This window comes from Anaeromonas frigoriresistens (genome assembly GCF_016820655.1).
Classification (GTDB): Bacteria; Bacillota; Clostridia; order Tissierellales; family SIT17; genus Anaeromonas; species Anaeromonas frigoriresistens.
Genome location: NZ_WSFT01000050.1, coordinates 44,956 through 59,057, shown reverse-complemented (window position 1 = coordinate 59,057; position 14,102 = coordinate 44,956). Strand labels below are relative to the sequence as shown.

The window sequence follows — 14,102 nt, the reverse complement described above, 5'->3', positions numbered from 1 at the left end:
GCATACCCAAAAGTGTAATTCATAGAATTTGATTGGGACAATAAACCTGTCCCCTTGTTCCTATGTCCCTGCAGAGGATTTGTTTTTGGATGGAGGAAGAATTAATCTATGAATTAGCGGAATGTATGAAAATTAATGAATAATGCCGAGAAACAAGAAAGTTTCCCGGCATTATTAACGGTGAGATAGCTTGGATACCTATTCAATTTGGTTTTTTCTGCGTTTGTTATAGTAAAAGATAATAGCAGCTATGCCATTAATTAAAACTAATCCCCAAAAAGCAGTTCCTAAAGTTCCAGCTCCACTGTCACCAGTAAATAGATATGCAAAAACGACTTTTCCGATAACAGTAAGATTAAGGATTATGACCCCAATTTTCAATGAATGCTTCCAAAAAACAATTACAATTGAAAGCATGAAAGCAATAAGAACGAATAAAGTTGCAATAGCTGTAAAGGGACTACTTAAAAGCATCTTTTCGAATTCCAATACTTCTTGCATTTGGGGACTAATTACTTCTGGTGCGGGAAACCAAACCATGCTGCTCATCATCAATAAAAATGTTATAATTGAGCCCTTCCAACTTTTCTTATAAAGAAAATAGCAAAATACAATCAAAAATATTGGACGGATATACCAGCTTAGTGGATTTAAGTGTCGTTCAAAAGCCCAATCAAGTATAGTTGAAAAATCCATTTTTATCACTCTCTTCCTTTTATGAAATGAACTAAATGAACTAGTTTAGTTATTTTAGTACATTATAATATTTAATTTATTAATTGTCAATACTAAATGAACTATACTGTTTGCAAAAGTTCATATTTTTATGTATTATATATTTGAGGTGATTTAAAATGGATGGAGTTAATCAAAGAAGAAAGCGCAAATCGAAGGATATTACAGAGGCTGCCTTTGTGCTTTTTACTAAATACGGGACAGAAAAGGTAAGTGTAGATGAAATAGCTAAAAAAGCCAATGTATCAAAAGTCACTATATATAAATATTTCGATACAAAAGAGGGACTGATAAAGGCAGTATTGAATGAAATGTTAATAGATAGTATAAAAATTTTTGAAAGGATTTTAGAAAGCGATCTTCCATTTGTTGAAAAAATAGAGCAAATCTTGTTTAAAACCGATGAATATGAAAGAAAGTTTTCTTTTGCTGCTATTAACCCCACTTTTTTTGAGGAGCCAGTGGTTAAAGAATTTTTAGAACGTTTTTATAAGGAAACGACACTCCCTTTTTTCAAAAAATTAATTTCACAGGGACAAGAAGAAGGTTGTATTGACAGATCAATCTGTACAGAAGCAGTATTGTTTTATATCAATATGTTAAAAGAGAAAGTTACTAGTTCTCAATTTCAATCTATAAGAGATCAAAGGTTCCGTATGGATATTAATAAACTATTTTATTATGGTTTGATAGGTAATAAGAATGATTAAAAATGCTATAATTATTTAGTAACGGGAGTAATTATAGAAGAACCTGTAAGCATAAAACTGAAATTATAACACTTAAATTAAAAGATTTATGGAACCTACGATTGTTTCAACATAACACCCCGGGGGAAACACATTATTTTTTTGCAAAATATTATCACTATTCTTCCAAAACTCACGTTGAGACCGTCTGTATGCTGACGAGAAAATAAGTAGTAAAATCAAGGATTACAGAAATTATTAATCAGACAGTTTCATGTGTTTTAAGTCTAGGGGAACAGAAAAGTACATTTTGATTAGCGGTAATGGGATTGAGTTTTGCGAGTATAGTTGAACAATTTGCCAAATGATTCTTCAATAGAGGTAGAGAATAGTTATCGCTACTTTGTTATTAGATTCCCAAGATAAAGAATGAAATTGACATTTACGTTACGTCATAGGATAAACTGAGGATTAATGAATTTATTAAAGAAGTTTGACGATAAATGGTTGATGAATAGTTGTATAATTTTACTACTTAACGTATTAAGTTAAACCGTATTATTAATTTATCAAAAAGGAGGATTTAAAGATTATTATTCAATGGATAGTCTTATTAATTATTATATACTTCATAGCATTTTCATATTATAAACAATATCCGTTAAAGACAAGACTTTTATATTTAGGTGCATTTTTTTTAATATCGTTAATCTTGATGTCTCCTATATTTGAATTTTCAATTCTGACATTTTTAGGTTTGTTTTTGATAGAGAGGATATTGATTTTATTTGCGGCAGTATTATTTATTGAGACGGCGATAAATAAGAAAAGTAGAGTATTAAGGTTTATTTTAGGATTTATTTCCTTAGTTATATACCTTCATCTCCGCACTATAATTTAGAAGTTAAATAAGAATTTTCACACCGCTAAATTGTTGGAACGACATTATAAAGAAATAGTGGATAGGCTACACTAATTTAGACAGAAAACAGTTGGACATTACAAAGTAAATCAAATTAATATGGAGGCTGTCATGTCTAATACAAATGAAAGATCTAAGAAAGAATCTAAAAATCAAAATATAAAACTATCAAGTAATGAAAAAAATATAAATTGAAGTAACTTAAGAGAAAATTAAATCTCAGTCTACTATAAATTTTCCTTCAGAAAATATATTATCTAATAATACGCAGTCAAATATGCTATATTACATGGCCAATGCTGTTGCTAATCAAGTTGCTAGGCCTTAATTGAGTGTATGATAAAGAAGTTATCAAAGCATATAGCTAATTTATGATTAAAATATGAGAATTTTAGATAGGAGTGATTTGAATGAGTAAAGATATGAAACAGGTTATGGAAATAGCTAAAAAACATAATCTTATTTTAAAGGAAGAAACAATACAGTTTAATGAATCCGGACTTGATTTTCAAGTTGTATTTGCACAAGATGAGAGTGGCATTGATTGGGCTCTTAGATTGCCTAGACGAGAAGATGTAATGCCAAGAACAAAGATAGAAAAACAAGCATTAGATTTGGTTAATCAATATGCAAAATCTTTTCAGGCACCAAACTGGATTATTTACACGGATGAGCTAATCGCATACAAGAAGTTAGATGGTGTGCCAGCAGGAACTATTGATCATAATATCGGAAACTATGTTTGGAAAATCGATATTAATAATGTTCCGAAATCCTTTCACAAGTCGCTGGGAAGAGTGTTAGCAGAGCTTCATAGCATACCTGGTGATAAAGCTGCAGAATTTGGACTAGTAGTGCAAACACCTGAAGAAGCAAGAATATCGATGAAGCAGCGTATGGATGATGTAAGAACAAAGTTTGGTGTGGGTGAGAATCTATGGAAGAGATGGCAGACATGGATTAATGATGATGAAATGTGGCCAAAGAAAACTGGACTGATTCACGGAGATGTTCATGCCGGACATACTATGATTGATAAAGAGGCTAATGTGACTGGATTAATCGACTGGACTGAAGCTAAGGTTACAGATATTTCAAATGACTTTGTTTTTAATTACAAGGCTTTTGGAGAAGAAGGACTAGAAGCTTTAATAATTGCTTATAAAGAAGCTGGAGGTTATTACTGGCCTAAGATGAAAGAGCATATTATTGAATTGGTCGCTGTATATCCGGTTTCAGTTGCTGAGTTTGCTATAGTATCTGGTGTGGAGGAATATGTCCATATGGCGAAGAAAGTATTGGAAATAGATAATATTTAAGCAGTATACTATGTGGCGAAATGTATACCCGGGTAAAATCTCATAAATTACCCCATAGACAATTAGATTTGTTAAATTATATAAGACTAATGCGATACCACATGTTGAGACAGTTTGTTTGATAGAGAAGTCGTAAATCTTGATTTTAGAGTATTTCGTAGTTTATATTATGATAAATGACTCTAGGCCAAGTGTGCTTTAGTGGTCGAACTAAAACGCAAAAAATATAGATCATGGAATTGAATATATTGAAGACATACCGGTCCAGGTGAATTTTACCTCGACCGGATTTTTGTTTTTAAATTAAAAAGGTTAGGTATAAAAAGCTATGGTACATCCCATAATAAGATTGAAAAATACTTAAATCCCAAAAGAAAGATATTAATATTTATAAAGGTTACATAACGAGTTTTTGTAATATTACAAAAACTAAGAAACAATTTGTCTAATCTAAAAATAAAATATATAAAAATATATTTAGAATATAAATTTAAGTGGGTTATTTATTATGGATTACAATCGATAGTCTGACAAATAAAAAATAAGGAAACAAATGGGCTTAAAAATTAAGCTGATAGATAGGTGATGACATTGACATGGAATGAATTTTTATACGGAGCAAAAGAAATACCTTTTTGGGCAGTATCATTAAGAACAGTAATACTTTACTCTTTTCTTATTTTTGCTACAAGATTTATGCGACAACGGCAAATTGCCATACTTGCAGGACACAATTACCTTGTTGCAGCAGGCATTGCAAGTCTTGCAGCAGTAAGGATGGTAAACCCAGAAACATCTCTGGTAGCAGGGATAGTGGTAATCATTTTATATGCAGCTGCCAACGTTTTTATATCATATATTGACGTAAAAATACCTCGGAAGGTTGACCGTCGTGCGATTATTCTAGTTGAAAATGGTAAACTCATAAAAGAAAATATGAAGGATGCTCGAATTACTATAGATAATCTATTAGGGCAGTTAAGGATAAAGAATATATTCAGCCTGTCAGATGTGTTTCTGGCAGTGGTAGAACCCACAGGAAAAATCAATGTAGTAAAAAAACAGTCAACACTTCCGGTTACAAGAAAACAGATGAAGTTTCCTATAAAAAATGTAAGTGTATCTACCATTTTAATATACGATGGAAAAGTCCAGGAAGATAACTTGAGAAGTCTTGGATATGATATGAAATGGTTAGATAATAAAATAAAGGAAAAAGGATTTTTGCAGGTGAAGGATATTTTTCTTGCCATGCTAGAAGGCGACGGGACGCTTCATGTCAGTGCATAACAGGAGGTGATAGATTGCAAGGTATATGGAATTCAGTTGAGGAACTAAACGTATTGGGATTTGCTGCAAGGACGATTATTGTAGGATTTATGCTGTACATAACTGGACGCTTTATCCCTCATAGAGCTGGGGGCCAATATGGGGGATTTGATTTTACATTTTTCTGGATGATGGGAGGACTAATTGCAGCTCCTCTATTTGATTCAAATATTAATTTTAACAATACCATTATTGTTGCTATAACAATTTTTATAACACATTATCTTATATCTTATTTGTCGATTAAATCGCGAACTTTTGCAAGGGTTGTACATGGAAAGGCTGAAATACTCATTTTAAAAGGTCAGATACAAAAGAAAAACATGCTAAAGTCACTATTTCCGATAGAAATGCTTTTAGCGCAGATGAGAGAAATTGATGTATCAAATATAGCAGAGGTTGATACAGCTATACTTGAAACTGGAGGAAGGGTGAGTATATTAAAAAAAGGAGAATATGCACCAGTTACACCTAAAGATATGAATATACATATAGTCGAAGGAGGACTTCCAGTAATACTTGTAAATGATGGTAAAATAATAGATAGAAACTTAAAGTCTTTAGGATATGACCGAAAATGGTTAAAGGATGAGCTTTTAAAATGCGGGGTAAGCGACATAAAAAGTGTTTATCTTGCTACAATAGACAGAGCAGGAGAAATATATTATTCAATGATGTAATATTGGAGGAATGTTTATGTTAACAGAACAAGAAATTATCAACAATGCTTTAAAGGAAATGCTTTATATAGAGGATTTGACGGCTCAGAAGTATGCTGATCTCACACAAAAGATAACTAAGCCGGAACTTCAAAACATCTTAAAGGGGATGGAAATGGCGGCAAGAAACAACTATAAGTCGATTACAGAAAAAATGAATGAGAATCAAATAATAATCTAGTAGGAAGGAGTGGAAGCATGAATGATATAAATAGGTTGAATGATATGCTCCATACCGAGATGATGAACCAATCTATGTACAACAAATACATGATGGAGATACAGAATCCAGAATTGAGACAAATGCTAACACAATTAAGAGATAGTAAAATGCAGCAGATAACTCAGCTTCAGCAAGAGATAAATAATATGATGTCTGGTTAATAATATCGCTATGTGTTATGTAATTTGCATAAAAGATTCATCCAAAGAACTCTACGACCCCCTTGTTTTTAGGGGGTCGCGCCTTTATGTAAAATAATATTTCTGCGTAATAATATCATCAGTCTATCAAAACACATGTTGAGACAGTTTGTTTGATAGAGAAGAAATAGGTTGATGTAAAGGTTTTCAAGGATTTTAGTTAATTTAATAGTGGATCATATACTTCCTCAAACTAATGGTTGGGGAAGTTTTTATGTATGGAGGTCTTACTTTTACGTAGATTATACAAATGTGCAAAAACAAAATGAGGGCAAGGTATTTAAATATTAGATAATTACAGATCACTTAAGATAACTGTGAATTAATGATTGAACTGACGACATATAAGAACTATTACTTATGTAAATATATTTTCTTGATATAAGGACTGTTATTATCAAAATAGACTATTGGAATCATTAACTAGTATATGTTGAGGAATTTATTGTTTAGAAATATAATAGAACATATAATCAAGAATTAAAAAATAATAAAATTATAATTAGAAAAAATGATTGTATAATATATAGTTTTAATCTTAAAGATTTCAATGTCAGAGGTATTACTAGATGAATAAAATTCTAGATAACAAAAAGCTTGGTAGTGTTGGGGACGTGTTAAAAGGGAATATTAGAAATGGGTCAGAACCTTAGAAACATATTTTATTAGATAAGTTGAAATTTTTATAATGATGTTTAGCATGTCAAAAGATGAAAAATATCTACAAAATTAATAAAATACTTGACTGTGCCCTTGGGGCACATGATACTCTGCATAGGGAAAGGAGTTGATATTTTGCAGTTAAAAGAAGTATTAGAAGAAACAAAGTTGACGAAAAAAGCCATTCGTCATTATGAGGATTGTGACTTGCTCGAATCATCCAGAAAATCTAATGGATATAAGAATTACAGTGAGGAAAATGTCCAGCAATTAAAATCGATCAAAAAACTTCGGAAATTAGGGTTTTCTATTGAAGAGATTAAAAAGTTCTTTGAGTCAGAATCGAAAAAGCAAGAAGTAGTAATACGAAAAATGAATGAGAACGAAAAAATTCTCACTCAACATTACCAAAAAAAAGAATTACTTTCTGCCCTTAATGATGGAAAGGTGATTGAAGAGATTTATCCTGAAGAACTCGAGGTAATAGAAGAAAAGCCTTACATGTATTTGCAAAACATATATAAGGTCTTTGGATGGATTAACCTGATATCGTTTGTGATGATGTTTTTATATTTTATAGTTCTCAGAGAACATGGCATTCAAAGAATTGGAATATTGGTAATTCTTCAAAGTGTTGTGATTGTTATTAGTGTAGAACTTCAAAAACGCCGTAGTAAACTTAAAAAGCAAGGGGTACATGTATTAGAGAGAAAGCCTAGGGAGATGGTTTTTCAGTACTTAGCCAATCTTATTAGTTATGGAGTTTCGGGAGCTATAATTAATGAAGGTTTATTTTTTGCAAGAATGCACCTTAAAGATGGAGATTATTTCACTGTCTCTGGGAATATACTCATGGGGTTTATGTTCTTAGGATTATCGGTGGGGATGGTGTTTCTTAGCTTTCTCGAAGATGATTTAGATATATCTACTATCTTATGAAATTATAATTTTTAGGCTGAGTTATGAACTTTCATTTATTAAATTGTATAAGACTTATGTGATACTCCCCATATTGAGACAGCTTGTTTGATAGAGAAGAAATAGGTTGATGTAAAGGACTTAAGTATTTTGTGTGAAAATTAATATGATAGTGTATATTCCCTCAGACTTTTAGTTTGAGGGATTTTAAGATACTGAAGAGGCTACTTTTCTGTAGAAATATACAAATGCACTAAAAATAAAGGAAATTAGCATACTAGTTAAAAGTCATTTATTAAAGTATTTATGTAACTCTACTGAACGTTTATTGAAAAAAAATCTATTAACTCTTAAACTAGATGTATGGAGGTGAGTATTATGGATTGTAGTAAAATAGGAAAATTGATTTTAAGAATTCGTAAAGAGAAGAATATGACACAAAAAGAAGTGGCAGATGCTATGAACATTAGTGACAAAACGATCTCAAAGTGGGAGAGAGGGTTGGGATGCCCTGATGTATCTTTACTTAGAGAGCTGTCTCATATATTAGGAGTAAATATTGAAAAAATTCTATTGGGTGATTTGGAATCTAATGATGCTGATGTAGGAAATATGAAAAGAATTAAATTTTACGTATGTCCAAATTGCAAGAATATAATAAGTAATACAGGTCAAGCAGAAATTTCATGTTGTGGGAGAAAATTGGAGCCGTTAATTGCAAAGCCAGAGGATGATGAACATAACTTAAAAATAGACGAAATTGAAATGGATTATTATATTATTATACCGCATGAAATGAGTAAGTCACACTATATTTCATTTGTAGCTTATGTTGCTTGTGATAGAGTACTTTTAGTAAAACTTTATCCTGAGCAAAATGCAGAAGTACGATTTCCTAAAATGTATGGAGGAAGACTATATTTCTATTGCAGTCAACATGGATTGTGGGTGAAAGAAAAATGATAATAGAAAGAAACTTTCATCCTATAGATTTACAAAAATGGCCTCGTGGTCAAATGTTTTATTATTTTTCTAAGGTAGCACCAACAGGATACTCATTGACAGTTGAATTAGATATTACTGTTATGAAAACTACTTTAAAGGAGCGGAAAATCAAATTTTTTCCAGCATATCTGTGGTTAATCACATCAATGCTTAATAAACAAGTTGAATTTAAAGTAGCAGTTAAAGATGAGGTGCTTGGATATTGGGATACATTAACACCGATATATCCAATTTTTCATGAAGATGATCAAACAATTTCATTGATGTGGACAGAATACGATGATAAATTTTCTGTATTTTACGATCGGTATTTAGAAAATTATCAACAATATGCAAATAATCATGGGGTTTTATCACAACCTGATAAAATGCCTCCTGAAAACAGCTATTCTATATCCTGTATTCCGTGGATTGAGTTTAAGCATTTTTCACTTCAAAGTTTTGAAAATAAGCCATATTATTTTCCAACTGTTGAAGCTGGTAGTTTTGTTGAAAAAAATGGAAAAATAATGCTTCCTTTTTCCATAACATTACATCATGCCACAACAGACGGATGGCATGTGAAACAATTTTTAGATGATGTTAAATATGCTATGAATCATCCTCTAGATTGGTTGTAAAGCTATCAGAGAAAGTATTGATCATTTTAGAATTAAAATTATTCCTTCTGTTTCTAAGGGCAATTTTCGTAGAAGAACTATTATGTGTTTTAGTATCAATAAAATACTATAACCAATGTTGAAACTGTAGTGCTGATAGAGTTAGTTTAGAGTGTTTTTTATGTTCCCTCAAACAAATAAGTTTGAGGGAATTTTGCTTTAGGGCATCTAACTAGTGTCAAGGTACAGGATTTTATGTGATTATTTATAAATATATATATATATAAACTTTCTGTTGACAGACTTAAATAAATATAATAAAATGAACATAGTTCATTTGAAAAATGTAGGAGGAAGTATATTGGCTAGAGTAATTGAAAATCCAAAACAGCTTATATTAAGTAAAGCCAAGGAAATTTTATATAATCAAGGTTATCATAAGCTAAGTATGAGAGCTTTATCAAAAGCATGTAATATAGCTCTAGGTACAATATATAATTATTATCCTACAAAAAAAGACCTGATTATTGAAATGATGACAGACTATTGGCAGAATTACCTTGATTCGGTTCACAAAATAGTAAAATCAAATACTAATATTTATATTAAATTAAATAATATTTTCAATGAATTAGAAGCCTTTATCCGAAGCTTTCGACAGTATTGGCTTACTTCAGAACTATATGATAGCCAAGAATATGTAGAAGGCGGACTACAAAAACAGTATGTTTTCATGGAAAAACTTATAGTTATAATTGAAGATATGCTACTAAAGGAACAAGCTAATAAAAATATTCAAATCAAGCTTAGTGCACAAGAAACAGCAAGTTTTATAATAATGAATTTTATAACAATAGTTCAGATGCCGCTTTTTAAATATGAATCCTTTGAGTTATTTCTTAAAGAGTTGTTGGAATAAATCATATCTATATTGATATGATTTTATAAGCCTCTCAAATGAACATGGTTCATAAAGTTCGTATATATATCTAAATTTTATTTTTAAAAGGAGGTTCTTATACAAATCTATGTAGTAATGTCTATAGTCATTTACTCTAAAATAGCAAAAATTTTTAACTGTAAATGAACGGTGTTCAGATAAGTGATAATAGGTTTAATTCTATAAATAATGCTCAAGAACAAGAAAGTAAATTGATATTTAAATTAGGGGGTATTTATTATGTTAATTTCTGCAATAACAACAATTACATTGGCGCTTGTATTCTATACAATAGGTGTATGGAGTGAGAAAACTCAAGGTAAGCTTAAAAAATGGCATTTAGTTCTATTTTATATAGGATTGGTATTTGATACTACTGGAACAGCAGTTATGAGCAAGATTGCTTCCAGCAGCTTTAAGCTTAATTTTCATGGTATTACAGGCTTAATTGCAATTCTTTTGATGCTTTTCCATGCACTTTGGGCAACAGTAGTATTAGTTAAAAATGATGAAAAATCCAAATTAAATTTTCACAAATTGAGTATTATTGTTTGGATTATATGGCTAATACCTTTTATTTCAGGTGCAATATTTGGCATATCAAGATAATAAAATAAAAAGCATAGAGTTTTTCTAGAATATGATGTATAACTAAGGCTTAGAAAATATGAAAAAAGTTATAAAAAATCGACAATTAAAGTTCAAGAATCTTTTTTTTATTTATCTAATTATTTACAGAAAAACATGCAAATACATTAGAATTATCTGTAGTTCACGTAGATCATATTGTATATAGCCTATCTAAATGCCAAATAATACATTATAATAAGTATATATTAATGTGAAAAATATAGATAAGGACAGTTGTTTTATGTAAAGGAGAAAAATATGAATAATTATAAATTAAAAGTACAATATGATGGTGGACGTTATAGAGGGTGGCAAAGACTTGGTAATGATGATAATACAATTCAAGGAAAAATCGAAGAGGTTTTGAGTAAGTTAGTAGATGAAGAAATTCAAATTAATGGAAGTAGTAGGACAGACGCAGGGGTTCATGCTCTGGCTCAAATAGCTAATTTTAAAACTAATAAAAAATTTAGTGAAGGTGAAGTAAAAAAGTATTTAAATAAATATTTACCTCAAGATATTAGTATAACTGAAGTTAGATTAGTTTCTGAAAGTTTTCATCCAAGATATAATGCTAAGGAAAAAACTTATCTTTATAAGATATGGAATAAGGATTATACAAATCCTTTCATGAGAAAATATAGTATGCATGTTGATAGAAAGTTGGATATTAAAAGAATGGAAAAAGCATCTGAACATTTCATTGGTAAACATGATTTTACTGCTTTTTCAAATGCTAAGTCTAAGAAAAAATCTAAGGTTCGTGAAATATACTCTGTTGATATAGAAGAAAATCAAGGGTTTATCGAAATTAGAGTTCGAGGTAATGGGTTTCTTTATAACATGGTTAGAAAAATGGTAGGAGCATTAATCGAAGTTGGAATCCATGAAATGAATCCAGATAATATATTAAAAATCATAGATTCTAAAGAACGAAAACATGTAGGTATTATGGCAGATGCAAGTGGACTTTATTTAGAAAAAGTAGAATTTTAAAATAGTATACTTCAATAATTTATATTATTATAAAGGGGGATAAAAAAACATGTTAAAAGATGAGGCAAGAAAGTATATAGACTCTGAATTACAGTATGGAGATAAAAAAGATATGTATCATTATAATTGTTCAGAGATAATATTGAATGCTTGTAATGACTATTATAAGTTGGGTTTAGACTCAAAAGCTTTAAAAATGATTGTACCTTTTGGTGGAGGTTTAAACTCAGAAAAAAACTGTGGTATTTTGACAGGAGGAGTTTCAGCAATAGGTATTATGTTCGCTGAAGATAAGCCTAGTTTAAATACTAAGATGAAAGAAGTTACAATAGAATGGGTTAAAACTTTTGAAAACGAATTTGGTAGTGCTGATTGTAAGATTATAAAAGAAACAAAAAGAGATGAAGTTAAAGGTTGTGAACCTTTAATAATAAAAGGATCAGAAATTCTAGAAGAAGTATTAAGTGAGCAATATAAAAAATGAGCTACTTTAAAGTAGCTCATTTTTTATATTGCTAAAATTAAAGTTTTTTATAAATATATAACAATAATTTTTGTAATTCTAGAAAAAATTTAGTTGTTGTCAGATTGGAACTATTCAACCTTAAATTATAAAGTTATTTACAGACTTCTTTAAAGAATCATGTTTTATCTTACTTAATTACTTATAAAGTCCAAATAAATCCAATAATTTTTCCCAAAAATTTAGTTCTACAGATTTTTGTTCAATAGAATTATCGACTTCTGGAAGAGTTATGGAATCTGTTTTTAATACAAATTGAACAGCAGAAACATTAGTGTTTTTATCTGATACAAAGGATATTACTTTATCATCACTTCCAGAAATGCTTCCCAGAACTTCATCAATTTGATTGTTTATTTCAGAATCCATATCTGAGGTACCATTTTTTAATTTTTTTGTACCTTCTCTATAGGTAGCAAGACCTTTATGAAGATCTTTTATTCCCTTATTAAGTTCTACTCCTGCATTATAAAGTTCATTTGATGAAGATGCTATTTCAGATGAGGAAGATTTGAATTTAGAAGTACCATCTGCTAGATCGGAAGCACCTTTGCCAAGTTGCTCTACACCATTTGTATATCCTTTTAAGCCTTGGGTAAATTTCACTACTCCATCAAGTTGTTCCTTAATTACAGCAAGATCAGGGATTGGTGATAGTATTTCTGTATAATTTTCAGCTGTAAGAACAGGAAGACCTAAACCCATTTGGTTAAGTTTAACATTTACAGAATCGAAGGTAGATTGTTGTATTGCTAAAGCCCCTTCATTTAAAGAATTATTTTGTTTTGTTAATTCTGATAAACCATCCCTTAGTCCGGTTGCTCCTGTATTCAACATATCTGCACTATCAGGAAGCTGTCCTATACCCTCATTGAAGGCCTTCATTCCATTAACATATGTTTGCATTCCACTAGATAATTGATTAAGACCACTTAGTAGTTTACTGGCACCATCATCAAGATCTTTTATCGCATCAGTAAGTTCTAAAATTTGTCTTGTAAATTCATCAGGATTAATATCTATACCAAGGGATAATTTTATACCATTTACTGTTATTGCATCCATCTCAAAATCTTGAACATCAGCTGTTACAGTAATATCCATACTATTTCCTGGCAAAACTGTATAAGAGATTTGCTTTTTACCTCCTGCTTCAGCAATTGTAGCATTATGAGCCTTGATATCGGAAGACATCTTGTTATCAAGGGATAAAGAAATTTGTAGAGCATAATTATTAAAGAAATTACTATTAATTTTAGTATTCTGATTTACAGACATGTTAATTTTTAGCTTACCACTTTTTCCAGCTAGGTCAGTTCCAGAAATTTCTTTATCATCTAAAAAATATCTTATAGCAATATCCCAAGGCAATTCTTTTGCTTCAAGGGTCCCTTGATAATAAAATTTATCAGCTTTAGTGTCTACAGTTATTTTTTCTCCTTTTTGATTAATCTTTTTAGAAGTGGTCATGTTACGTATATTTGAATAATCTCCATAGTCGGTAATTGTACCTTCATTGAAGATATTAACTACATAAAGATTGTTTACACTTCCATCTAAATTAAGTAAGCCATATACAACCTCTTCTTTTGATGAAGGATTATCTGTGGCTATTACAGAAACACCTGATGTAAATAATAATGTAAGTATCAAAATAAAGGATAATATCTTTTTCATTTTAATCACACTCCTTAT

At 30.3% G+C, this 14,102-nt stretch carries 15 protein-coding genes; 13 read left to right on the top strand and 2 right to left on the bottom strand.

Features of this window, described 5'->3' with window-relative positions; genetic code table 11:
* Positions 1-198 precede the first annotated feature (198 nt).
* Positions 199-549, bottom strand: coding sequence for a hypothetical protein (locus GOQ27_RS13330; protein ID WP_203367366.1), 351 nt, complete (start codon positions 547-549; stop codon positions 199-201).
* A gap of 305 nt (positions 550-854) precedes the next feature.
* Between GOQ27_RS13330 and GOQ27_RS13325 the strand changes: the two genes are divergently transcribed.
* From GOQ27_RS13325 to GOQ27_RS13265, 13 genes are all read left to right on the top strand, one after another.
* The gene (locus tag GOQ27_RS13325) at positions 855-1,445 is read left to right on the top strand and encodes a TetR/AcrR family transcriptional regulator (RefSeq protein ID WP_203367365.1); all 591 of its coding nucleotides are present in this window, start codon (positions 855-857) and stop codon (positions 1,443-1,445) included.
* A 1,311-nt stretch (positions 1,446-2,756) separates the two neighbouring features.
* Complete coding sequence (locus tag GOQ27_RS13320) at positions 2,757-3,665, top strand: Mph(B) family macrolide 2'-phosphotransferase (RefSeq protein WP_203367364.1); 909 nt, start codon at positions 2,757-2,759, stop codon at positions 3,663-3,665.
* A gap of 591 nt (positions 3,666-4,256) precedes the next feature.
* Positions 4,257-4,955: a YetF domain-containing protein gene (locus tag GOQ27_RS13315; protein WP_252187848.1), complete on the top strand. Its 699-nt coding sequence runs from the start codon at positions 4,257-4,259 to the stop codon at positions 4,953-4,955.
* Positions 4,956-4,969: 14 nt separating this feature from the next.
* Positions 4,970-5,674 carry a DUF421 domain-containing protein gene (locus GOQ27_RS13310; protein WP_252187847.1) on the top strand — a complete coding sequence of 235 codons (705 nt, stop codon included), beginning with the start codon at positions 4,970-4,972 and terminating at the stop codon, positions 5,672-5,674.
* Positions 5,675-5,690: 16 nt separating this feature from the next.
* Positions 5,691-5,894: a hypothetical protein gene (locus tag GOQ27_RS13305; protein WP_203367362.1), complete on the top strand. Its 204-nt coding sequence runs from the start codon at positions 5,691-5,693 to the stop codon at positions 5,892-5,894.
* Positions 5,895-5,911: 17 nt separating this feature from the next.
* Entirely contained in the window at positions 5,912-6,097 is a 186-nt protein-coding gene (locus GOQ27_RS13300) for a DUF2383 domain-containing protein (protein WP_203367361.1), read from the top strand.
* Positions 6,098-6,931: 834 nt separating this feature from the next.
* Positions 6,932-7,735: a MerR family transcriptional regulator gene (locus GOQ27_RS13295; protein ID WP_203367360.1), complete on the top strand. Its 804-nt coding sequence runs from the start codon at positions 6,932-6,934 to the stop codon at positions 7,733-7,735.
* A gap of 357 nt (positions 7,736-8,092) precedes the next feature.
* The gene (locus GOQ27_RS13290) at positions 8,093-8,677 is read left to right on the top strand and encodes a helix-turn-helix domain-containing protein (RefSeq protein ID WP_203367359.1); all 585 of its coding nucleotides are present in this window, start codon (positions 8,093-8,095) and stop codon (positions 8,675-8,677) included.
* Positions 8,641-9,339 carry a CatA-like O-acetyltransferase gene (locus GOQ27_RS13285; protein ID WP_252187846.1) on the top strand — a complete coding sequence of 233 codons (699 nt, stop codon included), beginning with the start codon at positions 8,641-8,643 and terminating at the stop codon, positions 9,337-9,339. The genes GOQ27_RS13290 and GOQ27_RS13285 overlap by 37 nt, the downstream gene beginning before the upstream one ends.
* Before the next feature lie 340 nt (positions 9,340-9,679).
* Positions 9,680-10,237 (top strand): TetR/AcrR family transcriptional regulator, encoded by a 558-nt coding sequence (locus tag GOQ27_RS13280; RefSeq protein WP_203367358.1) that lies wholly within the window; start codon positions 9,680-9,682, stop codon positions 10,235-10,237.
* Positions 10,238-10,498: 261 nt separating this feature from the next.
* Positions 10,499-10,867, top strand: coding sequence for an HsmA family protein (locus GOQ27_RS13275; protein WP_203367357.1), 369 nt, complete (start codon positions 10,499-10,501; stop codon positions 10,865-10,867).
* Between the two features lie 279 nt (positions 10,868-11,146).
* Complete coding sequence (gene truA / locus GOQ27_RS13270) at positions 11,147-11,884, top strand: tRNA pseudouridine(38-40) synthase TruA (protein WP_203367356.1); 738 nt, start codon at positions 11,147-11,149, stop codon at positions 11,882-11,884.
* 49 nt (positions 11,885-11,933) lie between these two features.
* Complete coding sequence (locus GOQ27_RS13265) at positions 11,934-12,368, top strand: C-GCAxxG-C-C family (seleno)protein (protein ID WP_203367355.1); 435 nt, start codon at positions 11,934-11,936, stop codon at positions 12,366-12,368.
* Between the two features lie 177 nt (positions 12,369-12,545).
* On the opposite strand, the gene GOQ27_RS13260 is transcribed toward GOQ27_RS13265, so the two are convergent.
* Entirely contained in the window at positions 12,546-14,084 is a 1,539-nt protein-coding gene (locus GOQ27_RS13260; RefSeq protein ID WP_203367354.1) for a hypothetical protein, read from the bottom strand.
* Positions 14,085-14,102 lie beyond the last annotated feature (18 nt).